The sequence below is a fragment of the Ureibacillus thermosphaericus genome, assembly GCF_002370195.2.
Lineage (GTDB): Bacteria > Bacillota > Bacilli > Bacillales_A > Planococcaceae > Ureibacillus > Ureibacillus thermosphaericus.
On sequence record NZ_AP018335.1, the window covers coordinates 489,135 to 512,821 of the forward strand.

At 36.2% G+C, this 23,687-nt stretch carries 21 protein-coding genes; all 21 read right to left on the minus strand.

Going from position 1 to position 23,687, the window contains the following annotated elements:
- Positions 1-30: 30 nt before the first annotated feature.
- The 21 genes from tilS to ispE all read right to left on the minus strand — a co-directional run bounded on the left by tilS (position 31) and on the right by ispE (position 23,522).
- Entirely contained in the window at positions 31-1,440 is a 1,410-nt protein-coding gene (tilS, locus tag UtA1_RS02335; protein ID WP_096549921.1) for a tRNA lysidine(34) synthetase TilS, read from the minus strand.
- Positions 1,441-1,462: 22 nt separating this feature from the next.
- Positions 1,463-3,844: a SpoIIE family protein phosphatase gene (locus UtA1_RS02340; RefSeq protein WP_096549922.1), complete on the minus strand. Its 2,382-nt coding sequence runs from the start codon at positions 3,842-3,844 to the stop codon at positions 1,463-1,465.
- A 525-nt stretch (positions 3,845-4,369) separates the two neighbouring features.
- Complete coding sequence (locus UtA1_RS02345) at positions 4,370-4,795, minus strand: S1 domain-containing RNA-binding protein (protein WP_016838836.1); 426 nt, start codon at positions 4,793-4,795, stop codon at positions 4,370-4,372.
- 227 nt (positions 4,796-5,022) lie between these two features.
- On the minus strand, positions 5,023-5,445 hold the full coding sequence (locus UtA1_RS02350; protein ID WP_172597812.1) for an FtsB family cell division protein: 423 nt from the start codon (positions 5,443-5,445) through the stop codon (positions 5,023-5,025).
- Positions 5,446-5,492: 47 nt separating this feature from the next.
- The gene (yabQ, locus tag UtA1_RS02355) at positions 5,493-5,987 is read right to left on the minus strand and encodes a spore cortex biosynthesis protein YabQ (RefSeq protein ID WP_096549923.1); all 495 of its coding nucleotides are present in this window, start codon (positions 5,985-5,987) and stop codon (positions 5,493-5,495) included.
- Complete coding sequence (yabP, locus tag UtA1_RS02360; protein ID WP_016838839.1) at positions 5,984-6,283, minus strand: sporulation protein YabP; 300 nt, start codon at positions 6,281-6,283, stop codon at positions 5,984-5,986. The genes yabQ and yabP overlap by 4 nt, the downstream gene beginning before the upstream one ends.
- A 110-nt stretch (positions 6,284-6,393) precedes the next feature.
- On the minus strand, positions 6,394-6,684 hold the full coding sequence (locus UtA1_RS02365) for an RNA-binding S4 domain-containing protein (protein WP_016838840.1): 291 nt from the start codon (positions 6,682-6,684) through the stop codon (positions 6,394-6,396).
- Between the two features lie 3 nt (positions 6,685-6,687).
- A complete protein-coding gene (yabN, locus tag UtA1_RS02370; RefSeq protein ID WP_096549924.1) occupies positions 6,688-8,145 on the minus strand; it encodes a bifunctional methyltransferase/pyrophosphohydrolase YabN in 1,458 nt (485 codons plus the stop codon).
- Between the two features lie 8 nt (positions 8,146-8,153).
- Complete coding sequence (locus tag UtA1_RS02375; RefSeq protein WP_096549925.1) at positions 8,154-9,767, minus strand: putative polysaccharide biosynthesis protein; 1,614 nt, start codon at positions 9,765-9,767, stop codon at positions 8,154-8,156.
- Between the two features lie 276 nt (positions 9,768-10,043).
- Positions 10,044-10,580: a stage V sporulation protein T gene (spoVT, locus tag UtA1_RS02380; RefSeq protein WP_016838843.1), complete on the minus strand. Its 537-nt coding sequence runs from the start codon at positions 10,578-10,580 to the stop codon at positions 10,044-10,046.
- Positions 10,581-10,808: 228 nt separating this feature from the next.
- On the minus strand, positions 10,809-14,342 hold the full coding sequence (gene mfd / locus UtA1_RS02385; RefSeq protein ID WP_096549926.1) for a transcription-repair coupling factor: 3,534 nt from the start codon (positions 14,340-14,342) through the stop codon (positions 10,809-10,811).
- A 140-nt stretch (positions 14,343-14,482) separates the two neighbouring features.
- A complete protein-coding gene (locus tag UtA1_RS02390; protein ID WP_016838845.1) occupies positions 14,483-14,710 on the minus strand; it encodes an anti-sigma-F factor Fin in 228 nt (75 codons plus the stop codon).
- Between the two features lie 93 nt (positions 14,711-14,803).
- On the minus strand, positions 14,804-15,361 hold the full coding sequence (gene pth / locus UtA1_RS02395; RefSeq protein ID WP_016838846.1) for an aminoacyl-tRNA hydrolase: 558 nt from the start codon (positions 15,359-15,361) through the stop codon (positions 14,804-14,806).
- Between the two features lie 209 nt (positions 15,362-15,570).
- Positions 15,571-16,194, minus strand: coding sequence for a 50S ribosomal protein L25/general stress protein Ctc (locus UtA1_RS02400; RefSeq protein ID WP_016838847.1), 624 nt, complete (start codon positions 16,192-16,194; stop codon positions 15,571-15,573).
- A gap of 189 nt (positions 16,195-16,383) precedes the next feature.
- A complete protein-coding gene (locus tag UtA1_RS02405) occupies positions 16,384-17,343 on the minus strand; it encodes a ribose-phosphate diphosphokinase (RefSeq protein ID WP_016838848.1) in 960 nt (319 codons plus the stop codon).
- 14 nt (positions 17,344-17,357) lie between these two features.
- The gene (gene glmU, locus UtA1_RS02410; protein ID WP_096549927.1) at positions 17,358-18,722 is read right to left on the minus strand and encodes a bifunctional UDP-N-acetylglucosamine diphosphorylase/glucosamine-1-phosphate N-acetyltransferase GlmU; all 1,365 of its coding nucleotides are present in this window, start codon (positions 18,720-18,722) and stop codon (positions 17,358-17,360) included.
- 254 nt (positions 18,723-18,976) lie between these two features.
- A complete protein-coding gene (gene spoVG / locus UtA1_RS02415) occupies positions 18,977-19,285 on the minus strand; it encodes a septation regulator SpoVG (protein ID WP_016838850.1) in 309 nt (102 codons plus the stop codon).
- Between the two features lie 233 nt (positions 19,286-19,518).
- Positions 19,519-20,775, minus strand: coding sequence for a group II intron reverse transcriptase/maturase (gene ltrA, locus UtA1_RS02420; RefSeq protein WP_096552368.1), 1,257 nt, complete (start codon positions 20,773-20,775; stop codon positions 19,519-19,521).
- 611 nt (positions 20,776-21,386) lie between these two features.
- Complete coding sequence (locus UtA1_RS02430) at positions 21,387-21,761, minus strand: RidA family protein (protein ID WP_016838851.1); 375 nt, start codon at positions 21,759-21,761, stop codon at positions 21,387-21,389.
- Positions 21,761-22,588 carry a pur operon repressor gene (gene purR, locus UtA1_RS02435; protein WP_016838852.1) on the minus strand — a complete coding sequence of 276 codons (828 nt, stop codon included), beginning with the start codon at positions 22,586-22,588 and terminating at the stop codon, positions 21,761-21,763. The genes UtA1_RS02430 and purR overlap by 1 nt, the downstream gene beginning before the upstream one ends.
- A 67-nt stretch (positions 22,589-22,655) precedes the next feature.
- Entirely contained in the window at positions 22,656-23,522 is an 867-nt protein-coding gene (gene ispE / locus UtA1_RS02440) for a 4-(cytidine 5'-diphospho)-2-C-methyl-D-erythritol kinase (RefSeq protein WP_096549928.1), read from the minus strand.
- Between the last annotated feature and the right edge of the window lie 165 nt (positions 23,523-23,687).

A 23,687-nucleotide genomic window follows, 5' to 3' on the forward strand; every position in this document is an offset into this window, starting at 1 on the left:
ATTTTTAAAAAATATTTTATAAAATTTACCTTATTTGTTGTAAGGAACTTTTTTAACTATCATTACCATATTATCATCAATTCTTTTTGTTCTTGAAAATTGATGATTAGCCCGAACACCTAATACCGATAAAATTTCTTCATTTGAATCTACAAGTATTGGCCAATCGTCTCTTTCAATTAAAGGGATTTTTTCATCAATAAAAAGGCGGGATAATCGTTTCGGCGCTTGCATTCCGTTTAACTGAATTCGATCACCTACTTTTCGCTTCCGAACCTTAAGAGGAAAAGCAATTGCGTTGGAATTGAAATAATATGCGGCTATATCATTTTGTTGGCAGCCCGTTTCATCAGAGAGTTTTCCTATGTATAAACGAAAACCATTTAAAACGTTCCATTCCCCAATTTTGATTTGTTGAATATAGTCTTCTTCATTATTGGATGTTTGATATTTAAAGAATGCAATGTCGCCATAACTTCTATTTGCAATAATTTGGTTTGGTAAATGAATTGTTGCGTTCCCTTCTTGGGACTTACATAATTCCAAAATATTACTATAAATAGCGTAACTTTGGTTGTCTGAAGGTTGATAAAGATAGTTTAATAGTATTAAAATGATTCTTCTTTGTAAAGCAAGTGGCTCTTTTTGAAATGGACGAATATGTAGTACAAAACGATCCTCCATTTTTTCTACAACTGAGGAAAAGCGTTTTTTTGCGAGTTCAAGTAAAAATTCGTCATCTTGTTGCAAATTTTCCGCTAATTGAACCGCATGAATTGCCACCTGTTTATTTTCGTTTTTTAACAATGGAATAATATGATGTCGGAATCGATTTCGAGTATAATCATCCTTCATATTGCTCGCGTCTTCTCGGAAGGAGCCGCCTTTTTCCTGTAAATAATTTGTTATTTCTTCTTTTGTAACCACTAAAAAAGGACGGATTATAGCGCCAACCGAAAACGCTCGTTTTGCGGAAATGCCTTTGAACCCATTGACGTTTCCGGATCTTGCAAGAGACATCAGCATAGTTTCCAACTGATCATCCGCATGATGAGCTGTCACTAGCTTATTGATGTTGTATTGTTTCATGATGTTTGCAAAAAATGCATACCGCTCTCTGCGACAAATCGCTTGAGAATTCCCTCCCTCTTTTTCCAACAAATCTGGAATGGGGATGCTTGTGCTAAAAATCGGAATCCCATGTTCTCTGCAAAACTGTTCCACAAATAGCCGATCTTCATACGAAACTTTCCCTCTCAACATATGGTCCACATGAGCAACATATAAATCAACTTTACATTGTTCTTGTAATTGAATAAAAAAATGAAGCAATGCCATAGAATCAACGCCACCAGAACAAGCGATGAGAAGACGGTCTCCCGCTTCAACTAATTGTTGTTCTGCTATAAAATTTTGCACTTTTTTCTCAAAAGTTACCATCTTCTCACCTCATTTCCTCTAATTAACTAACCGGTCTAAAAACAGCCCATTTTGGCACCACATGTGAAACATTAAAAATAATTACCGTGCAGTCATCTTCCACTTCATACTGGCTTTGATAACTGTCCATCACATCATATAGAAGCGCTTCAATCGGCATTCCAACCCTGATTTTTGACTTTAATAATTTAACAAAATTACGTTCCTGTTCGTCCCAATCATATTTGCTAGAGAACAAACCATCGGAAACCATTACGACATAATCATCAGCTAGCAAATTGACTTTTTCCGTTTCAATGGAGAATACAGGCATGAACCCTACAGGTGCTGATGATCCTTCCACTTTCATTAGCTGCTCTCCGCGCAAAATATAAGTAGACATGCTACCTGCTTTCCAAGACCATAATTCACCCTTTTGTAAATCAACTAATGCAAAATCTATCGTCGCATACATATCAACTTCACGGTTTAGACTAAGGACATAATGCAATGTATGCATAGCAGTCTCTGGATTCATATTATAGCTTAAACATTCCCTCATTAACCTTACCAATCTTCTACTTTCCCGCTTTGCTTCTCGACTTTGACCCATGCCATCCGACAACATTATGGCTACTAATCCCGGATGAATGTGGAAAATGGCATGAGAATCCCCTGACACAACATTAGAGTTTTTCGCTCTACTATATATATCATACTGAATTTTATAGCGAACTGCAGAGCGAAATCTCACTTGAAAATGAGCAAATGGTGTCTTATGATTCGATATTCGATCCACTTGGAACGGTTCAGCAAAGACTTCATATAGAACTGGTAAAATGATTCGTTCACATAATAAATATAAATCGTCTCGAGTATGGTTGTTAATAAAGGAACAAACAATCACACGTTCCCCCAACGTATTATTTAAAACATCAATTTGAAAACAATCAATGTTTGCGCGTTTAAATTCATGGCTTAATTCTTCCTCAATCGTCTTAAATGAAAGCGTCTCGTTTTTCATATCTTCCATCAATTTATTCAAATGATTACTCAAGTCCCTCAATTGCAAAGCAATCATCTTTTTCCCATGATAGAATTGCCCATTCATTTTATCGTTATACAGCTGATAATCAAGTTCTTCCAACAATTTTGACGATTTTACGCATTTTGTTCGAATTTGTTCTTCCGCAAGCATTTGTTCTTTTTCACTTAATCCCGATTTCGCTAGGAACCATCTTCGAATATTTTCATCCATTCCAATATTTTTTTCTCCCCAGCATCTATCATATCGAAAACAACTCATACAAGTGGCACAAGGCTCAATCTTTCGAATTTCACTCACATTCTCAGTTGACGTAAAGCGCTCAAAAACTAATTCTTTCATAAACAAAACAAAACGTTGAAACGTCTCTAACTTTTCCGTTGTATGTTCCGTTAGCCATTCCTGCCTTTTAAGCAATACTTCATCTCGTTTTGGACGAATGATATTTTCCAAAAAGTTTAGCATTTTTTCTGGCAATAATAAAAAGACTACACCCGCTATCAAGACCGATACAAAATAAACGCTATCTAGTGGCAACGTTGAATCATAAAAAAAGAAAAAGATGCTGGGTATTAAACTACCTATTACAGCGCCTACTCTTCCAATCCCTTTACACAACCCGCTCGATACGCCCGTTAAAGCATAAACAGCAATCATTCCCGTGAAAGAAAGCTCTGATATTCCTACTAATGCTCCAATAATAGTTGAAACGCTTGAGGCAACCGTTATTCCACCAGTAATGGCAGCAATGCAAATCGATAAATGCAGAACAAATGTAAAAAGTGAAAAATACGATATCGTTAATGAATGCATCCCAGTTAAAACGACCGCTAAAATTACTAACCCCGCTCCTACCCGCTCATAACTCCAGGAAGCAGACCAAAAACGATAAGGTTCAACGAAAAATAGCTTCACAAAGATTGTCATGAAAAAAGCTAATATCATTTCATAATAAACATACAACTGTACTATGAAAGGAGGGATGCCTATATGCAAAATGCTTTGCCATAACAATTGTCCAAAAAAGATGGCAAGGGCCACAGCAATAGCCATAGGGGGCTTCCAATATCGGAACCGAATCAATAATTCGTAAAAACCAAGTTGCAGTAACAAAATCAAACCTTGCCCTAAACTCAAACTCAATGCACCAATTAACCCGCCGATGAACACTGCCCATTTCTCATTTTCATATCTATTTCGCACGATTGCCCATAATGGTAATAAAAAAGGAACAGCCGCTTCAAACATTACCGCTCTTGATAGAAAAAATGCTAACAACATGAAGAATAAATGAAGAATTAGGCTTACCTTTTTAATAGTAAAACGACTGAAATGCTCTTGCCATGACGACTTTTCATTCAGCATTTGGATATTTGACATATTCCATCCCCCTCATCTATATCATTTGTTTCGGTCTATTATATAAAAGAAGGGATGTAAAATTTGTCTAGTACTGTTCTAGTTTAAAAAAATTGTTCGACGAATTACTTAATAACATAACAAATTGTTAATTTAGGCTAGTTTTTGTCGTTTTTTTCTTAACATTTGATAACTATAAGGAATTTATTTTGGAATTTTATGCTGATAAAATGAAGAAATTTGGGGTTAATTGGAATTCTAAAGGTTCTTGGAGGAAATAAACTCTTACTCAAATAAGATTGAAAACTACAATTAAGTATTTTTATAAACTAATCCAATTCCATATAATTTTCACAAACTAACTTTCTATAATAAATTTGTTTCGCAACTACAAGTAAAACACTACCAATTAAATAAAAAAAAGTCGACTATTGACGGAATATAGTCGACCCATTTTAACGAATAACCGATTTTGTTATCTGTATTTTGACATTTTCATTGTAAAAAAGATTATTTAAAAATTACTCAATTAAAACAGACAGCAAACTACCCTCTTCTTGCGCCACGTCCACCTCGTTTTGACTCAGTTGCACGTCTTAATGAAGCAAGACGCTCATCACTATCTCTTAAGAATTTCGCCATTTTCTGTTCAAAACTTTCTTTTGATTGGCGTTCGTTTCGTTCATTTGAACGGTTATCACGACGTGGTCTTTGAGGACGTTCAGGTCTTTCAGATTGAGCTTTAGCCTTTCTTATCGATAGGCCAATTTTTCCATCCTCTTCAACATTTAACACTTTCACTTCAACGATATCTCCAACTTTTAGATGATCGTTAATGTCTTTCACGTAGTTATCAGCTACTTCACTAATATGGACAAGGCCCGTCTTACCATCTGGCAGCTCAATAAATGCTCCAAAATTTGTAATTCCTGTGACCTTCCCCTGTAATTTGCTGCCTACTTCAATTGACATAAAAAAAATGCTCCTCCTTAAAATTTAAACGGCTAATAAAATATCGCCAGTAATCATAATTATATAAAATGAGCAAAAAATTTGCTAATGCTCTCTTTTATTATAGCCAACAAAAAAAGAGTGTCAACAAGACAACTCTTTTTCAGCCTGTATTTTTTATTCTCTTCATTTGTTCAACAGTAATTTCTTATTTTTAAATAACGATTTTAATACAGCCTAGAAAAATGTCATTTCTTATTCTTTTTATCTTCTTCATTTTCTTTTTCTTCTTTAGGGATGGTGAAAATGATTTCTCCTTCCTCCGATAAGAAGTATTCTTTACGGGCTAATTTTGCAATATATTCATCATCTTCAAGTTTTTTTATTTGCAACTGTAATAATTCTTGTTCTTTTTTTATTTCTTGAAGTTCTGATAATACCTTTTCTTTTTCTGCTTCTTTTTGCGCTAATCTTTCATTTTGGTTAAAAATCATACTGATTAAACTAATTATGACGACGGATGCGATGACAAAGAATAGAGATAGCCTTCTTCTTAATCGGATTTTTTGCTTCGTCAACTTTTCCATTTGACGATTTGCAGAACGGACATAGTCATTATCTATTTTCCGAATATTCATATTCCCATGTCTGTTATGATAATGCTTGGCCACATCCGTCACCTCCTAAATAGTCATTGTATTGTCATTATACTTAGTATTTAACGTTTTTTAAAGATTGCTCTTTTTAAGTTTATAAATTTTCTGTGAAAAGGTCTTTTCGCAACCACAAATAGTTTGTAAAAAGGGTTAAATAGTACAATTAAAATTCGAACTACTAGTCTAATTATCCCTTTTATTGTTTTCAGAGTAATTTTTACAATCGCTACTATTGGATTAATAAAAATAATGATAAATACCCTGCCGAGAAACCGGAAAAATGGCTGAAAAAATGATTCATATAGAAAAATACCTAAAATTTGTGATAATGGGTCTACTAAACGCCACTCTCCACCCTTTATTAAATAGATAATATAAAAACTTGCAACACCTAGCAGTGCCCAGACGAAAACCTCAACGATTAATGAAAACTTTCGTAATAATGACTTAGGTGACAAGGCGCTGATGTAAATTCTTGTTGCATCAATAACCGCGCCAATTATAACGCCACTTATCGTCATTATTACGATACTGAAAAACTGTTCTTTAACTGTCATCCAAATAATTTATGGAGGAAGCCTTTAGTTAACCCATTTTCATCATCATCATATTGAAGGGCTTTTACATTTCCTTCTAGTGTTAATAATCCTTTGTCCACATCTAAATGAACAATGCGCAATTCCTCTCCACGAATAAGCAAGTGTCCTTGTGATGTTCTTACATAAAATTCCTCCTGGTCGAATCTTTCAATTTCCTTTACTGATGTCATGTCCATTCTTTTTCTATTTCTCACTGTCACGAGATGATCTCCAGAAGTAATAGTGTAATTGCTTTCTTGATGTATTTGTGTCATTTATCGTTCCTCCTTTAATGGTTTGTTCTGTTCACTTTATGCGGGAAATAAAAAAAGCATGACAACAAAAATAGATGTCATGCTATAAAAAATATTTTTTCTTCTCTTTTTTATTCTTCATCATCGATAAATTCTGGTTCGATTTTTTCTAACTTTTCTTCCTTGATTATGGTAAACATTTTACTTGCATCTTCTTTTCGAACATTCTCTTTAATTTCTTCTATGCGAACAGTGACGATTTTTTGTCCAAAGCGAATCATTAGCTCGTCACCTGCACTTACGTTGGAAGAGGCTTTTGCAACTTTTCCGTTAATTGTAATTCGCCCTTGTTCGGCAACTTCTTTTGCCAAGGTGCGGCGTTTAATTAATCGAGATACTTTTAAAAATTTATCTAATCGCATAACTTACTCCTTTTCTAAATGTTTTGCTTCATTCCAAAATTCATCTAGTTGTTCTAACGTAAAATCTCGAAAAGTTTTTCCGCTCTTTCTCACTTGTTCTTCAACAAATCGAAATCTTCTAGCAAATTTTTCATTGGCGTGAACCATTGCTTCTTCAGGGGATATATTATAAAAACGAGCAATATTGACAAGGGTGAACAGAACATCTCCAAATTCGTCCATTATCGATTCATTGTTACCTTTCTCCAGTTCTTCACGGAATTCCTTCCATTCCTCATTGAATTTCGATAAAGCACCGCTTGCATCTGGCCAATCAAAGCCTACTGCAGCGGCTTTCTTCTGGTAATTATAAGAAGTTTGCAATGATGAATTTGGTCGATACTCCCCTTTCAATAAAGATTCTTTTTGTTCACCTTTCTCTTGCTTTTTAATTTCTTCCCAATTTAATACAACTTCATCTGCATCTTTCACTGAAAGATCGCCGAATACGTGCGGATGACGACGAATCATTTTTTCAGAGATGTTTTCCAACACTTCTTCTAAATTAAAATAGCCTTCATCTTCTCCAATTTGAGCATGCAAGAAAACTTGCAATAAAATATCGCCAAGTTCTTCTACCATGCCAAAATCATCTTTTTCATCAACCGCTGCTAGGAATTCATGAGTCTCCTCAATCAAATATTTTTTTAAACTTTCATGAGTTTGTTTTCGATCCCATGGACAGCCATTCGGTCCGCGCAATGTAGCAATAATGTTTCTAAAAGTAGTCCAGTCTTTTAAAGCGTCTAGATGACTTTTTACTGGCGGAACATAAATAGTCGTTAAATTATTCAATTCCATCGCTTGATCCAATTCATAAAGCGGAATCGTTTTAATCAGTTCATTACTAGATCCTGCACCAGTAACAACGGTAATTGGATAATCATCCCGATATTTTTCCATTAGTGTTAATTTCACTTCGGATGCACTAAATTGGTCATACACTTGAGCTATCAGTACATGGGAACGCATGTTAACGTCATGAATGGAGAAGTTTGTCCCATCTAGCAACTGGAACCCTTCAATAGGATCGATTTTTAGGGCAGCAAATATCGGATCTAAAAAACTTTGTCCTCCTTCAATTGCTAATTGAACTTTTCCTTCTCTTTCAGCTTCAATTAACAATTGTACTGTTTGCTCAGCCACTAAAGGATGGCCAGGTACTGCGTATACAATAGGTTCTGCCTGCGCAGCTTCTAATAAATGTTCAACAATCTCTTGATAAACCGGTTGAAACGTATCATGTTTTTCATACACGTGATCAAAACTTTCAAATTGGATTCCTTCGTCTTGCAACACACGCAATACAGGGTGTTCCATTGTACGAACAAAAACTTTTTTTGCTTCTTTTAATTTTTTATAAATACCAATTGGTAATTGTTCATAATCCGATGCACCGAGCCCCATGATTGTTATATGCATTTTTCCACCTACTTCCTTCTATTTAACAAAAGCTGATAAACAGCCATTCTCCGGCCAAAAGGGATTAAAAACCACTCTTTTTCGGAAAGCATACGAGATTTTGCTACAAACGTCAAAAATACAAAAGCTCCTGTAGCAATTAAGATTGTTCCGAAACATACTGCTTCTACTCGACTGTTAGCAAATATACCTCTCTTCATTTGGAGGAACCCATCTAATAAGAAAACAGCAAAAGTCATTACAGTGCTTGCGCCGATTAATTTTATGTAATAGTTACGAGGAGCCAATTGAATGAACGTTAATTTTTTTAAATAAAGGATAAGTAAAATTGCAGCGATAAATAGCACTGCGCTGCTCGTAACTGCAGAACCTAATACGTTCATGAAAGGTACAAGAGCCATATTGCCGATTAATTTAAAACAAATAGCACCTGCTAAAATGAAAAATGGCACTTTTAATTTCCCCATGCCTTGTAAGATAGCTGTGAACGTCAAAATAATCGATAACGGTATAATTTGTAGTACATAAACGGTTAATACGTTTTGAAGCGAATTCGTTTCAAATAACATTTCGTTCACATAAGGCATCACAATCATTAATCCTAATGAAGAAGCTACTCCAAAAAGTAGGGCTGTTCGATATGTTAACTGAATAAAAGGTTTTGCTCCTCTTCCTGTATTTTTTTTGGACTGAACAGCTACTAGCGGAACAATTGCAATTGATAAAGAAGAGGCAATCAAGATGCCCAATTGCACAAGTGGTTGGCCACGATCATAAATCCCTTTCGTTTCTTTTGCAAGTTGCGAGTCAATTCCATTTTCAATCATTAACGAATAAACAGTAAACGAATCAATTAATTGAAAACTTAAGAGCAATAAACTGCTCATACTTATACTTAAACTTAATAAAGTCGCTTCTTTCACAATCGGCCATTTCTTTACTGCACTTTTCGTTTTTTGGAAAGGAAAGGAAGGAAATGTTTTCTTGGCATAATATAACAACAATAGAACCCCTGCTACTTCCCCTATGACGGTTCCTAACACTGCCATATTGCCCGCTAAGTAAAGAGACCCAGAAGTAAACATCACAAAAATGGCACCAGCTAAAATAGTCGTAACTCGAATGAGTTGCTCAAATACTTGGGCATTGGCTACTGGGGCCATCTCGCCTTGGGATTGAAAAGTTCCCTTCAGTATTGCAAGTAGCGGCATAAACAATGTAACAAAGGAACCTGTTCTTAGAAGTGGAGATAACTGTTCATCTCCCATCAATATTGCTAATAAATCGGCTCCTAAAAATAGTACCAAAAAAAAGAATAACGATAACGCAACTAAATAGAAAAATACCGTTTTGGAAATAATATTCTTTTTCCATTCAGCATTAGGAGATAGTTCCGCATCTGCTAACATTTTAGAAATCGCTACAGCGAATCCCCCTGAAGTCCATACAACGAAAAATGATATAAAAGGATATACTTGTTGATAAATATAAAAACCCGTATCTCCCACTAAATTTTGAAAGGGCACTCGATAAAAGGCGCTCAATATTTTTACGATAATCGCTGATATGGTTAGTAATAAAGCGCCTTTCATATATCCTTTCATTCCAAATGAATTTGACATACCTTATCCTCTTTCCTTATCTACATAATAGAAAGTATACCAAAGAGTCGTTTAAATAAAAAAATCTACTTTCTTCCCACTTGTACATAACTACTGCCAGAATTTTATTTGCAATCGAATCTCCTAACCGGGCCAATCAATGGTTAATTCTTAAGACCATACATTGAAGCAGTAAACATATGCTTTTCAAGGTGCAATTTCTTATGTTGCATGTTGTGTTATTTTCCCAAACAACGAAAAAACGCCTCTTATAGAAAGAGACGTTTTCCTTCTGATTTAGTTTTCCATTTGCTTTGCTAAGAAGTGTGCCGCTGTTTCCGCTGCTTTTTGTTCCACTTCGCTTAGGAAATGAACTTTAGATAGCAAATATACTGCCCCAATTGTATCACCATTTGCAACGATTGGAGCTACACAATAAGATTTCACTTGCTCAAATTGTCCTGGTACTAATTCAATTGTTGTTTCATTCTTTTCCATCACAACAGAGCGCTGTTTCATAAAATCCTCTGCAAAAGTTGAAAGTCGACGATTTGTGTAATCCTTCTTAGATAATCCTGCAACAGCGATCATTTCATCTCGATCGCTTATTAATGCTGGAGTGCCAATTGTTTCATACAAAGATTCTACGTATTCTTTTGCAAACTCGCCTAAGTCATTAATAGGTGAATATTTTTTTAGAATAACTTCACCTTCTCTATCCGTATAAATTTCCAAAGGGTCTCCTTCACGAATGCGCATTGTTCTGCGAATTTCTTTTGGTATTACAACACGACCTAAATCATCGATACGACGTACTATTCCTGTTGCTTTCATCTATGCTGCCTCGCTTTCTGAATCGTATTATTTCACAGATAGTATGTTTACTCTTTAGGCAAAGTATGCAAAAAATACATTGAGAGGATTTTGTTTTTATTTCGTCGAAAATTTGTAAAATTAATATGTCCAAAAAATTTTAAAAATATAACAATAATTGAAAACATTAAACAACAATGAAGGAATAAAAAGACCCAAAATATAATATTTGGGTCATTTCTTACAGTCTTATTTTGCCTCTTGTTCCACTACATTATTCTTCCTTGCCTTATAAACAATTTCAACGACTTGTTCCAATACATCAAGCGGTTCATATTTTCCACATTTTTTTTCATCAATTGTTAGAGTCAATATCGGTCCATCCATACTAAATCCAACTGCTCGATCAAATTTCATTGTTTCCGTTACTACAACAGAGCCATCCACATTTTTTGTGCCTTCTTCTGAAAACACAATTGAAATGACTTTTTGTTTTTCTTTGATTGACACAATACCTGAATGTGTAGCCCACGCCTTAATTCGAGCTATGCGCAACAGCTTTTCTGTTTCAGAAGGCATATCGCCAAATCGGTCGTGTAATTCTTCCAGAATTTCATGGTAATCTTCCGGATTTTCCATCGCTTTAATCCGTTTATACATTTGAATTTTCTGATATCCGTCAGGAATATACCGATCAGGAATATACGCGTCAACATGAAGAATCACTTCGACTTCTTCTTTCTCTTCACGCTTCACTCCTTTTTGTTCAGCAATCGCTTCTTCTAATAATTGAGTATATAAGTCAAATCCTACGGTATCGATAAAACCATGCTGCTGTGCGCCTAGTAAATTCCCTGCACCACGAATGGAAAGGTCGCGCATTGCAATTTTAAAACCGGATCCTAATTCCGTAAATTCTTTAATGGCTTGAAGTCGTTGTTCTGCAACTTCGTTTAGTACTTTATCACGTTGATACATGAAATATGCATATGCTACTCGGTTTGATCTTCCTACACGGCCACGCAATTGATAAAGTTGAGAAAGCCCCATCTTATCAGCATCTTGGACAATGAGCGTATTTACGTTTGGCATATCAACGCCCGTTTCAATAATCGTAGTAGTCACAAGCACATCAAATTCGCCATTTAAGAAGCTAAGAATCACTGACTCCAGTTGGGCCTCAGTCATTTTTCCATGCGCATAACCAATTCGAGCTTCCGGCACGAGCATTTGAATTTCTTCTACTTTTTTCGTCATATCCTCTACACGATTATATAAATAGAAAATCTGACCTCCTCGTGCCATCTCCCTTTCAATGGCTTCTCGCACTAACGCGCCATTATATTCCATCACATACGTTTGAACTGGGAAACGATTTTGCGGAGGTGTTTCAATAACAGAGAGATCTCTTACACCAACCATTGACATATGGAGGGTTCTTGGAATCGGAGTCGCTGTTAATGTCAACACATCCACGTTCGTCTTTAACTGTTTAATTTTTTCCTTATGGGTAACGCCAAATCGTTGTTCCTCATCGACTATCAATAATCCTAAATCTTTAAACATTACATCTTTAGAAAGAAGTCGATGAGTACCGATGACGATATCCACCGTTCCATCTTTTAGTCCTTTAATTGTTTCCAATTGTCCCTTTCGAGTGCGGAAACGGCTTAATAAGCCCACTTGAATTGCATAATCCTGAAATCTTGTGCTAAAGGTTTCATAATGTTGTTGTGCTAATATGGTCGTTGGCACAAGAAACGCCACTTGCTTACCGTCCATTATTGCTTTAAAAGCTGCACGAATTGCCACTTCCGTTTTACCGTATCCCACATCACCGCAAACGAGCCGGTCCATTGGTCGTTCCCGTTCCATATCCCGCTTTACTTCAAGAATTGTACGAAGCTGATCCTCAGTCTCTTCATAAGGGAAAGCACTTTCAAATTCACGTTGTTCATCTGTATCAGGCGAAAAAGCAAACCCCTTTTCTGATTCCCGTTTTGCGTATAGTTTAATTAATTCTTCTGCTATATCTTTAACAGCAGATGAAACTTTTGCTTTCGCTTTTTTCCATTCTGTACCGCCCAGTTTATGAAGTTTTGGTTCCTTCCCTTCTGAAGAAACATACTTTTGAATTAAATCAATTTGATCAACAGGTACATATAATTTATCATCACCGCGGTAACGAATATGAAGATAATCTTTATGTGTTCCGTTCACTTCAAGAGTTTGAATACCAATATATTTTCCGATTCCGTGATGAACATGAACAACATAGTCGCCCGGTTTTATCTCTGTATAGCTTTTAATCCGTTCAGCATTGGTCATCTTTTGAGAACGAGTTTTTTTCCGTTTAGCTTGCTGTTTAAATAATTCATCATCTGTCACTACTGCTAAACGTTGCAATGGCAATTCAAATCCTGAACTAAGCTGTCCATCAATTAAGAAAATTCCTTCTCCCTTTGGATGTCCAATGGTGACATCAATCTTGTAATCTTCTAAAATATTTTTGATTTTTTCTAATCGACGTTCTCCATCAGCGACAAATAGCACAGTAAATTTTTCTCGATTCCAGCGTTCAATTTCACTTTGTAAGAGCGGTATTTGTCCGTGAAATTGTTGCATTGGTTTGCAGGAAAAATTCGTCGTTTGGTCAAACCGAATACCGGTAAAGTTGCGAGTAAACAATGTAAGATATATTTTTTTCAGATCCAACATAGAGAAAATTTCTTTAAAGGAGTAAGAAGGTTGAACATCATGAACCATTTTTCCTTCTTCTATTAATGATATGAACCACTCTTCTTCTTCCCGCTCCCATGCTCCTGTCACTTCTTGAATTCGACCAAGCTCATCGAATAAGATAATGCCATCTTTTGAAAAATAATCTCCTAAAAATGCTGGTTGCTCATATAATAATGATCCATATTTCGTCACATGATTAGGTAAATTCCCTTGTTTCAACATTTCAATATCGTACTTGATATTTTCATATAATGATTCTTGAACTTCCTGTTTTTTGACCTTTTTTATACTTCTTGAAAGAGCTTTTTCTAAACGCTCTGCCAATTGAATGCGCTGGTCTAACGTCAACAGCAACTCAATGGCCGGCAAAATACGACACGACTCTAGCTTTTTAACGGAACGTTGATCGTCTGCAGAAAATTCACGGATGGAATCTACTTCGGTATCAAAAAGTTCAATACGAAATGGTGACTCTGCATAGGGTGGATAGATATCTAGTATTCCTCCACGCAATGCAAACTCACCTGGTGTTGTTACCATTTGGCTTCGTGTATATCCCATTTCTACTAATTTCGAAAGCCATTGGTCTATATCTATTTCTTGACCGACATGTACTTCTAAAAGGTTATGTTTCCATTGTTCCACTGGCGTCATATATTTACGCATACCTGCAATAGGAATAACGTAAATCGCTACTTCTTCTCTTATTAAGTGATCCAATGTAGAAATCCGTCCTGCTCTTAATTCAGGAGATGCTATCGTCATGTCTGCTGCAATAAATTCATCTGCAGGATAATAATGAACATATCCTTCTCCTACAAGGGATGTTAAATCGTCTACTAACTTTTGCGCTTGCAATAAATTAGGAGATAAAATATAAACTGGTCGTTTTAATTCATTAAAAAGCGTATTAATAAAAACTGCACGTGCACTTCCAGTTAACCCTGTAATTAATTGAGATTTAAACGTTTGTTCTTTCAATTGGTTGATTAGCATGTTTATATGTTTATCTTGAGAGAATAATTGAGTTATAACTCCCATTGTAGAAACCTCCTTCCAACTAAGGCACTCGTTATGTAGCCATTCTATAAATCAACCGAAACATTACGTTTATTTCGTTTACTGCAAATTTACAATATATTGGAAAAAGCCTTGGACAATTTTCGTCCAAAGCGTTATTTTTATTGAATCCATTTTTTTAAAGCATAATAATCAGGAAATTGTCGTAACGATTCCTCACAATGTTCACAAATACAGTGTACTGTCGTTACTCCAAGTTCATCTTTTTCGATAAATTCTTCTATTTCGCCAACTTCGAATAAATGAAGCTTGCGTATTGTTTCTTCTTCATTAAAAGGTAATGTACCCAATTCGGTATCGCAATATCTACAACGGTAACGAACAGTCATACTGGATCCTCCTTAACGAGCTTCGGTATATATTCCAAGTATAGACTGTTCGATTATCAATTATGCACTGTAATTTATTTAAACACTTTTTGCTTAATTAAATTCATTCATTACGTCAATGAATTTTTTAGACAATGATGCCTCACAGGCTTGGACCACTTTTTCAATTGCTTGTTCAATAACAGGCTCTTCTTCCTTAGAAAACTTTGAAAGGACATAATCAGGGACTTTCATGCCAGCCGGCGGTCTGCTAATACCGACACGAATGCGTTTAAATTCCTGCGTTCCAATATGCTGAATAAGCGATTTAATGCCGTTATGCCCTCCAGCACTTCCTTTTTGCCGAAGCCGAAGTTTACCTGTCTCCAAGTCTAAATCGTCGTAAATAACAATTATATCTTCAACATCTATATCAAAGTAATCCATGATTGGTCGAACACATTCACCAGATAAGTTCATGTACGTTAGCGGTTTCAACAACATTACTTTTCCTTCAGGTCGATGGACAACTGTATACATACCTTTAAACTTTGATTCACTTAATGTCACATTCCATTTTTCTGCTAACGCATCTATACACATAAATCCAATATTATGTCGAGTACGATCATAATTTTTGCCTGGATTACCTAAGCCTATTATTAGTTTCATGAAACCATTCCTTTTTATCCTAATTCGCTGCGCTTATTTTATCACATAATATAAAAAAAAGTGTTAAATAAAGACACTAAGTATGTAAACTTTCTATCATTCCTCTTACATTGTTTATGCTAATACCCATGCTATCATCAAATCTAAAGCCTATCTGAACACAATAAGAAAAGGGTTGTCCAAGTCAGATACTTAGACAACCCAATGGTTTATGCTTGAGATTCAGGAGCTTCTGTAGCCTTCATATCTTGATTATCATTATCTCCTTGTCCTGCATCGCGAGCAGTTGCTGGAGAAGTGACTGTAAATACTGTTACGTCATCACCTTCAATAATATTGAAATTGAGCCTTTCTCTAAGATCACTTACAAAAAGTGTATCTCCAATCCCTAATTCCGATACATCCACTTCGATTTTCTCTGGAAGTTCAGCGGGCTTCACTTTTATTTTTAATGTACTTAGAATTTGGGTTAGTACTCCGCCTTCTTTTACACCAATCGCTTCTCCAACTGCATGGATTGGTACATCAACTTCAACTTCCTCATCCATGTTTACTGACAAAAAATCAACATGGAGTACTTGTCCTTTTAACGGGCATCTTTGCACTTCATTAATGAGTGCTTTTAGTTTTTTCCCTTCTACCTCAATATCGAAAATACTTGTACTTCCTCTTTTTTGAACTTCTTTTGCTACCTCTTTATAATCGATTGCAATTGGCGTATTTTCAATATTATAGCCATAAATGACAGCAGGTAATTTTCCTCCTTTTCTAAGTTGGGTAAGCTCTGAACGTACACCAGTCTTACGTACGGACGCTTGTAATACTGTGCTCACGATTTCAACCCCTCCATTAGAAAATTATGGACTACCTAATTTCTATTATAGTCCATTTTCTGAAAGTTTCCATAAATCTCACATCGCAATAAAGTATGTGTTCTTTTTCATTCTGTCCAAATTGCTAAAATTTTAAAAAAAAATGTAGACAAAATCTTATCTGATTTTGTCTACATTTTATTTCAAGCATTAATCAAATAATGTACTTACAGATTTGTTTTCATAGATGCGGGAAATTGCTTCCGCCATTAATGGTGCAACAGATAATTGAGTAATTTTTGAAATCATTTTTTCCTCTGGTAATTTAATTGTATTTGTAACAACTAATTCTTTAATAACAGAGTTTTGAATTCGTTCGATTGCTGGACCTGATAACACAGGATGTGAACAGCAAGCATATACTTCTTTTGCTCCGTTTTCTAGCAATGCATTCGCACCAATTGTAATCGTTCCAGCAGTATCAATAATATCATCAATTAAAATACAAATTTTTCCTTCAACGTTACCAACGATGTTCATTACTTCTGCCACATTTGGTTTTGGTCTACGTTTATCAATAATGGCAATCGGCGCTTTTAAGCGTTCAGCCATTTTTCGAGCTCTTGTCACTCCACCGTGGTCTGGAGAAACGACTACAACTTCATCTTCAGCAAAGTTTTTAGATTTAAAGTAATCGGATAATAGCGGAACGGCCATTAAATGGTCAATTAAAATATCAAAGAACCCTTGGATTTGAGGAGCGTGTAGATCCAACACAATTACACGTGTTGCACCAGCAGTTTCCAATAAATTCGCTACTAGTTTTGCAGTGATTGGTTCACGAGCTTTTGCTTTACGATCTTGTCGAGCATAACCATAATAAGGAATCACTACATTGACTGTGCGTGCAGATGCTCGTTTTACTGCATCGATCATAATTAAAAGTTCCATTAAATGTTCATTTACTGGATGAGAAGTTGATTGAACGATAAACACGTCACAACCGCGAATACTTTCTTCAATATTAATTTGAACTTCTCCATCACTAAAGTGTTTTACAGAACATTTCCCTAACTCAACACCCATTAGCTCAGCAATTTCTTGTGCTAGCGGATAATTTGAATTAAGCGAAAATATTTTTAATTTAGAATCAGCGTATGAATACGGCATGATGGCCTCCTAATTTATTTTAATTTTTTTGCGTAATCTATTTTATTTTCTTGTCGAGCACGTGCAATTGCTAATGAATCTTTCGGAACTTCTTTTGTAATTGTAGATCCAGCAGCAATGAATGATCCTGTTCTCAATGTCACAGGCGCTACTAAATTAGCATTGCATCCTACGAAGACATTATCCTCGATAATTGTTTTATGTTTATTTTTTCCATCATAGTTAACGGTAATGGAACCGCAACCTATATTAACATTTTTCCCAACTTCAGCGTCACCTATATAACTTAGATGCGATACTTTAGATTCATCTCCAATTTTGCTTTTCTTCACTTCCACAAAGTTACCAATCTTCACATGATTGCCTAACTCTGCTTCAGGTCTTAAATGAGCAAATGGTCCAACAGAAGTATCTTCCCCTATTACACTTTGTTGCACTACTGAATGTTTAACAACAGTACGATTACCAATTGTGCTATCATTAATTTGGCTATTCGGTCCGATTACACAATCTTCTCCAATCACTGTTTTCCCTTCAATTACAACACCAGGATAGATGATTGTATCTCGACCAATTTCAGCATCAATACTAATATGTGTCATGGAAGGGTTAATAATTGTTACTCCATTCGCCATATGTTTTTTATTGATGCGTTCACGCATAATTTCTTCAGCTTGAGATAAGGCAATTCGATCATTTACGCCAAGCGTTTCATTGAAATCTTCACAAACGTAAGCGGTAACAATTTCGCCTTTCTGTTTTAAAATTTCAATGACATCTGGCAAATAATATTCTCCTTGTGCATTATTATTATTCACTAATTTTAATGCTTCAAATAACGCCTTGTTATCAAAACAGTAAGTTCCAGTGTTGATTTCTTTTTCCAAACGTTGTTCTGGTGTCGCATCTTTGTGTTCTACAATTTGAGCCACTTGACCTTGATCATCACGAATTACTCGACCATATCCTGTAGGATCATCTGCAATTGCAGTAAGAATTGTTGCTTTTGCATTTTGAGCAACGTGATGTTCAAATAACGCCTTCATTGTTTCCGGGCGAATCAAAGGTGTATCTCCACAAACAACTAAGGTTACGCCCTCTAAATCACCTAATATTGATTCAGCCTGCATTACGGCATGGGCTGTTCCAAGTTGCTCTGACTGAAGTACGTATTCAGATTTTTCGCCAAGTTGTTCTTTTACTTTATCTGCACCATGACCTACAATTGTTACAATACGATTAACATCTAAAGTTAATATATTGTCAACAACATGTTCGACCATTGGCTTACCACATACGGGATGTAATACTTTGTATAATTTGGACTTCATGCGAGTTCCTTGGCCTGCAGCCAGCACGATCGCAAAAATGTCATTCATCCTAAGTCCCCCAATTTCAGCTCATGTTCTCTTATGACTATATAGTAATTTTGTTCGATTTTCAAGGCATTGAAAGGTTGTCAAGACATCTTATCTCCCTCTCTATTATATTTTTTTTACATCTGTTTTCATATTATTTTTTTTAGAAAGTTTATGAAAGTGTTCATTCATGCTAATCTTGTACACATTAATTCCTTTACAAGCACACAAAAAAACGTCCCAAAAGTAAATAACTTACTTTTGAGACGCTTTTTTTATGCGTTTGCTTTTTCTAATTGAGATTCTTCGTTTTGAATTTCTACTTTTTCTTCACCGGCAGCATGATAAGCAGCTAACACAACGTCTTGAATTTTATTGCGTGTGTTAGAATTAATTGGATGCGCTATATCACGGAATTCACCATCCGGTGTTCTTTTGCTTGGCATAGCCACAAAAAGACCGTTATTCCCATCAATCACTCGAATATCATGAACAACAAACTCATCATCTAGTGTGATGGAAGCAATTGCACGCATACGCCCATCTGTTTGTACACGTTTTAGTCTTACGTCAGTAACTTCCATTCTTTCACTCCTCTCTTTCCTCTAGGATGCCTTTAAGTTTTTACAATTCTACAAAACTTAAAAAATTCCTTCTAACTTTTTGAAAAATTTTCAAATAATTTTTAAGTGTTTTATATTTTTGTAAATAGACGTTTTTCATAATAAATAATTGAAATCGAGTAGGAGGGAGCGATTAACTCCCGTCCTCTCACACCACCGTACGTACGGTTCCGTATACGGCGGTTCAATTAAGATCATTGACGCAAGTTTTCATAACGAGCTTCAAGACTTTTCAGCCCTTGGTTTCTCCAATAGGAGTTACCAAGGGTTCTGTGTAATATTGGACTATTTGAAATACGCCAATAACTCTTCCGAGTATTTCCCCATTCATACGCTTGCCATTGTGGTACGCCAAGTTGAATAAGGTTGCGTATCTTTGTTTTCGGTTTCTTCCAGTTCTTCCATAGACACATTCGAAGTCTTCTACGAATCCATTTATCTAATCCAAGGAATATAGATTTGGTGTCTGCTAACGCAAAATATCCACACCATCCCATTAGATATTGATTCAGTTTCTGAATGCGGTATTCCATCGGGTAGGGCATCTTGCGTGATGTGATTTCACGAACTTTATTCTTCATTCGTTTAAGGCTTTCTTTTGCGATACGAACCTTTGGCTCTTTATGATAGGTAAAGCTAAATCCTAGAAACTTACGTTTCCATGGACGGTCGACCGCTGATTTCTTTTCATTTACTTTCAGTCGTAGTTTTCCTTCAATAAATCGCTGGATACTTGCCATTGTGCGAAGTCCTGCTCGTTTACTTTTCACGTAAATGTTACAGTCATCCGCATATCGAACGAATTTGTGTCCTCTTCTTTCCAATTCTTTATCTAGTTCATCTAGTACAATGTTAGATAGTAGCGGACTTAATGGTCCTCCTTGTGGAGTTCCCTCAAATGTGTTTGACACCACACCATTAATCATGACTCCCGATTGTAAATACTTACGAATCAATTTCAGTAATGGTTTATCTTGGATTCTCTTCGCGAGTGTACCCATTAATCTGTCATGGTTGACCTTATCAAAGAATTTCTCCAAGTCCATATCTACGACCCATCGATGTCCATCTCTTATATATTTTTTCGCTTTCCTCACCGCATCATGAGCACTTCGGTTTGGTCGAAATCCGTAGCTGTTTTCAGAGAATGTAGGGTCATACACTTTTGAAAGTACTTGGGCGATTGCTTGTTGAATCAAACGGTCTGTTACGGTAGGGATTCCTAGTAAACGAACACCGCCGTCAGGTTTCGGGATTTCGACTCTGCGGACTGGCATTGGTTCATAAGTTCCCTTGAGAATTGCCTCCTTAATAGATAGCCAGTTTTCGACTATGTGCTGTCGTAAGTTTTGTACAGGCATCATATCTACTCCATGGCTTCCTTTATTCTGTTCTACACGTTTTAATGCTTGAAGCATGTTCTCCCGTGACAGGATTTGATTCAAAAGCATCGTTATTCTCCTTCCGTGAATAGCTGTTCTCTTTATGCCAGTGGTCACTCCACCCTCCAAGAGGTCCCCCACGGGATTCACCGCTTCCTTCCTCAAGTGAGGTACTACGTTTTCTGTGTTCATCATGACTCACTGAATGCCAAGGGCTATTCTCTCTTAATTGTTCGGTCCTTCTTAGTTGTTCGGTCCTTCTTAGTTGTTCTAGACCAACTAATACTATGACCTCTGCTGACTTCTGACGGTTCAGCTACTTATCACTAAGTAGGTTATGAAGCGTACTTCACCTATCCGCCAGACCTCCCCGGGTAAGTACATGCACTTTCACACCATCTATCCGCCTCATCTACTCGATATGACCTTCGACAGAAAGAGCTTTGTTTTGTTTGGCAAACTCACTCAATCATACCTAGCCTTATATGAGGTTCGTGTTCCTCGGACCGGTGTTTTGCCTCCAGCTTCCTTCAGATTCCGCGTCACCACGGACACCCTTGCTCTTGGCTAACCTCTACTTCTGTCTTCGGGGTTCGGGACTTACACCCTATAGTTCATGTACATGCCGGGCGCACCAAAAATAAAGCGATGAATTCACCCTTGAATTCATCGCTTATTATTTATTCAAATACTGCAATTACTTCGATTTCTACTTTCACATCTTTTGGTAGTCTAGCAACTTCTACTGCTGAGCGAGCCGGTTTATGATCGCCAAAATTCGCTTCATAAACTTCATTCATCGCAGCAAAATCGTTCATATCGCTTAAGAATACAGTTGTTTTTACTACATTTTTTAATGACAATCCTGCAGCTTCAAGTACAGCCTTTAAATTTTTAAACACTTGGTTTGTTTGAGCAACAATATCTCCTTCAACTAATTCGCCTTCAGGAGTTAATGGGATTTGACCAGAACTAAAGAAAAATCCATTTGCAATTATTCCTTGGGAGTAAGGTCCAATCGCTTGAGGTGCATTTGTAGTAGATACTGATTTCATTATAATCTCTCCTTTGAAAAATAATTTCCTTCGCTTAATTGAATCGTTCTCTCTTTTTCATTGACCGAATGAAGTTTTACTAATGAATAATAATCATCTACTAAAGTTTCACCTGCATGTTCAGCTTCGACTAGAACAGCAATGCCTCCTAGAGTACAATCAAATTCCTCTAGCAAGTTTTTCATGCCATTCATCGTTCCGCCAACCTTCATAAAATCATCCGTAATCAAAACTCGTTGACCACTTTTCATACTACGCTTTGATAATACCATTGTTTGGATTCTTCTGGAAGAACCTGATACGTAGTTGATGCTTACTGTTGAACCCTCTGTTACTTTACTATCCCTACGCACGACAACAACCGGCACATTTAAATGTCTAGCAATCGAATGAGCTATAGAAATTCCTTTCGTTGCAACTGTCATAATTGCATCGATTTGTTGGTCTTTAAAAATACTTGCAAACACTTTTCCTACACGATTCATCAATTCTGGATTTCCCAATAAATCGGTCATAAATAAATAACCACCCGGAAGTAAGCGATCCGATTTGCTTAATTCAGATATTAATATTTGTATGGTTTCTCGAACTTCATCATCCGATACAGTAGGAATATATTTAACTCCCCCACTCGCCCCAGGAACAGTGACTAATTCTCCAATACCTCTTTCTTCAAAAGTTCCTTTCACAATTGCTAAGTCTTCACTTATTGATGATTTAGCAGAATTATATAACTCAGCAAAATAGGTTAGTGGAATGAGTTGATGTGGATGCTCTAATAAATAATGTGTCATATCAACCAAGCGTTCACTACGCTTCCATTTCATGCAACCCTCTCCTAATATAAATTAAAATACGAATATTTTATAGAAAAATTATCATAAATGTACGTATTTAGGCAAGAGAATTCCTTTCTCCTAACATGCGTACCGCATAAACTTCATCACAAAATCCTTTGAGGCCGTTGTACACTCTATTTAATCTTGATTCGCTATCAACAAACCCAAAAACTGTTGGACCGCTTCCACTCATTAGTGCGGCATCTACACCGAATCGGATCATTTGATTTTTAATGACAGCTACTTCTGGATATAGAGAACATGTGACGGATTCAAGAACATTTCCTAAAGTCTTACACATTAAAGAATAATCTTTATTTTCCAAAGCAGTCATCATTTGCTTTGTGTTAGGATGTTCTATATTTTCTAAATTCAGACCTTCATAAATTTTTGCAGTCGATACTCCAATTCTAGGTTTTGCAAGTATTACCCAACAAGAGGGAGGAGCAGGCAATGGTTGAATTTTTTCTCCCCTACCCGTAGCTAAAGCTGTACCTCCATATACACAAAAGGGAACATCGGAGCCAATATTAGCTCCTAATTCTGCCAAAGTATCAATCGATAAATTTAAATTCCACAGTTGATTCAATCCTCGAAGCGTAGCAGCTGCATCACTGCTTCCTCCAGCCAGTCCAGCTGCAATAGGGATTTCTTTATGAATCGTAATGGTTGCTCCTTCGTGAACGTTATATGTATTTTTTAAAAGTATTGCTGCTTGATATGCAAGATTTCGATCATCTTCCGGTACGATGCTACTTGATGAATGAATGACAATTTTTCCATCGTTCCTTAATTCAAGCCCAATACGATCGGCTAAATCAACTGTTGTCATGACCATTTCTACTTCGTGATATTGATCGGGACGTTTATAAAGTACATCAAGTGTTAAATTTATTTTTGCAGGTGCTTTAATATAAAGCATTCTGATCCTCCTAACAGCTCCTAATACAGGGAAATTTCTTCCGTATATTGTACCATAATGATGGTATCACCATAGATGTTAAATATTAAACATAGAAGTATTAAATAATTTTTGAAAAATGAAAAAATGCCAACAGCCCTTTTAAGAGCCATTGGCCATGTCAAC

Excerpts from the sequence above, each read along its gene's own strand:
- UtA1_RS02375 (WP_096549925.1), bottom strand. The coding sequence starts at position 9,767 with ATGTCAAATTCATTTGGAATGAAAGGATATATGAAAGGCGCTTTATTA.
- tilS (WP_096549921.1), bottom strand. The coding sequence starts at position 1,440 with ATGGTAACTTTTGAGAAAAAAGTGCAAAATTTTATAGCAGAACAACAA.
- mfd (WP_096549926.1), bottom strand. The coding sequence starts at position 14,342 with ATGGGAGTTATAACTCAATTATTCTCTCAAGATAAACATATAAACATG.
- yabN (WP_096549924.1), bottom strand. The coding sequence starts at position 8,145 with ATGCATATAACAATCATGGGGCTCGGTGCATCGGATTATGAACAATTA.
- UtA1_RS02345 (WP_016838836.1), bottom strand. The coding sequence starts at position 4,795 with ATGTCAATTGAAGTAGGCAGCAAATTACAGGGGAAGGTCACAGGAATT.
- glmU (WP_096549927.1), bottom strand. The coding sequence starts at position 18,722 with ATGAATGACATTTTTGCGATCGTGCTGGCTGCAGGCCAAGGAACTCGC.
- ispE (WP_096549928.1), bottom strand. The coding sequence starts at position 23,522 with ATGCTTTATATTAAAGCACCTGCAAAAATAAATTTAACACTTGATGTA.
- UtA1_RS02365 (WP_016838840.1), bottom strand. The coding sequence starts at position 6,684 with ATGCGATTAGATAAATTTTTAAAAGTATCTCGATTAATTAAACGCCGC.
- pth (WP_016838846.1), bottom strand. The coding sequence starts at position 15,361 with ATGAAACTAATAATAGGCTTAGGTAATCCAGGCAAAAATTATGATCGT.
- UtA1_RS02430 (WP_016838851.1), bottom strand. The coding sequence starts at position 21,761 with ATGAAATCAGTATCTACTACAAATGCACCTCAAGCGATTGGACCTTAC.
- spoVT (WP_016838843.1), bottom strand. The coding sequence starts at position 10,580 with ATGAAAGCAACAGGAATAGTACGTCGTATCGATGATTTAGGTCGTGTT.
- spoVG (WP_016838850.1), bottom strand. The coding sequence starts at position 19,285 with ATGGAAGTTACTGACGTAAGACTAAAACGTGTACAAACAGATGGGCGT.
- UtA1_RS02340 (WP_096549922.1), bottom strand. The coding sequence starts at position 3,844 with ATGTCAAATATCCAAATGCTGAATGAAAAGTCGTCATGGCAAGAGCAT.
- UtA1_RS02405 (WP_016838848.1), bottom strand. The coding sequence starts at position 17,343 with ATGCCGTATTCATACGCTGATTCTAAATTAAAAATATTTTCGCTTAAT.
- purR (WP_016838852.1), bottom strand. The coding sequence starts at position 22,588 with ATGAAATGGAAGCGTAGTGAACGCTTGGTTGATATGACACATTATTTA.
- ltrA (WP_096552368.1), bottom strand. The coding sequence starts at position 20,775 with ATGCTTTTGAATCAAATCCTGTCACGGGAGAACATGCTTCAAGCATTA.
- yabP (WP_016838839.1), bottom strand. The coding sequence starts at position 6,283 with ATGACACAAATACATCAAGAAAGCAATTACACTATTACTTCTGGAGAT.
- yabQ (WP_096549923.1), bottom strand. The coding sequence starts at position 5,987 with ATGACAGTTAAAGAACAGTTTTTCAGTATCGTAATAATGACGATAAGT.
- UtA1_RS02390 (WP_016838845.1), bottom strand. The coding sequence starts at position 14,710 with ATGACTGTTCGTTACCGTTGTAGATATTGCGATACCGAATTGGGTACA.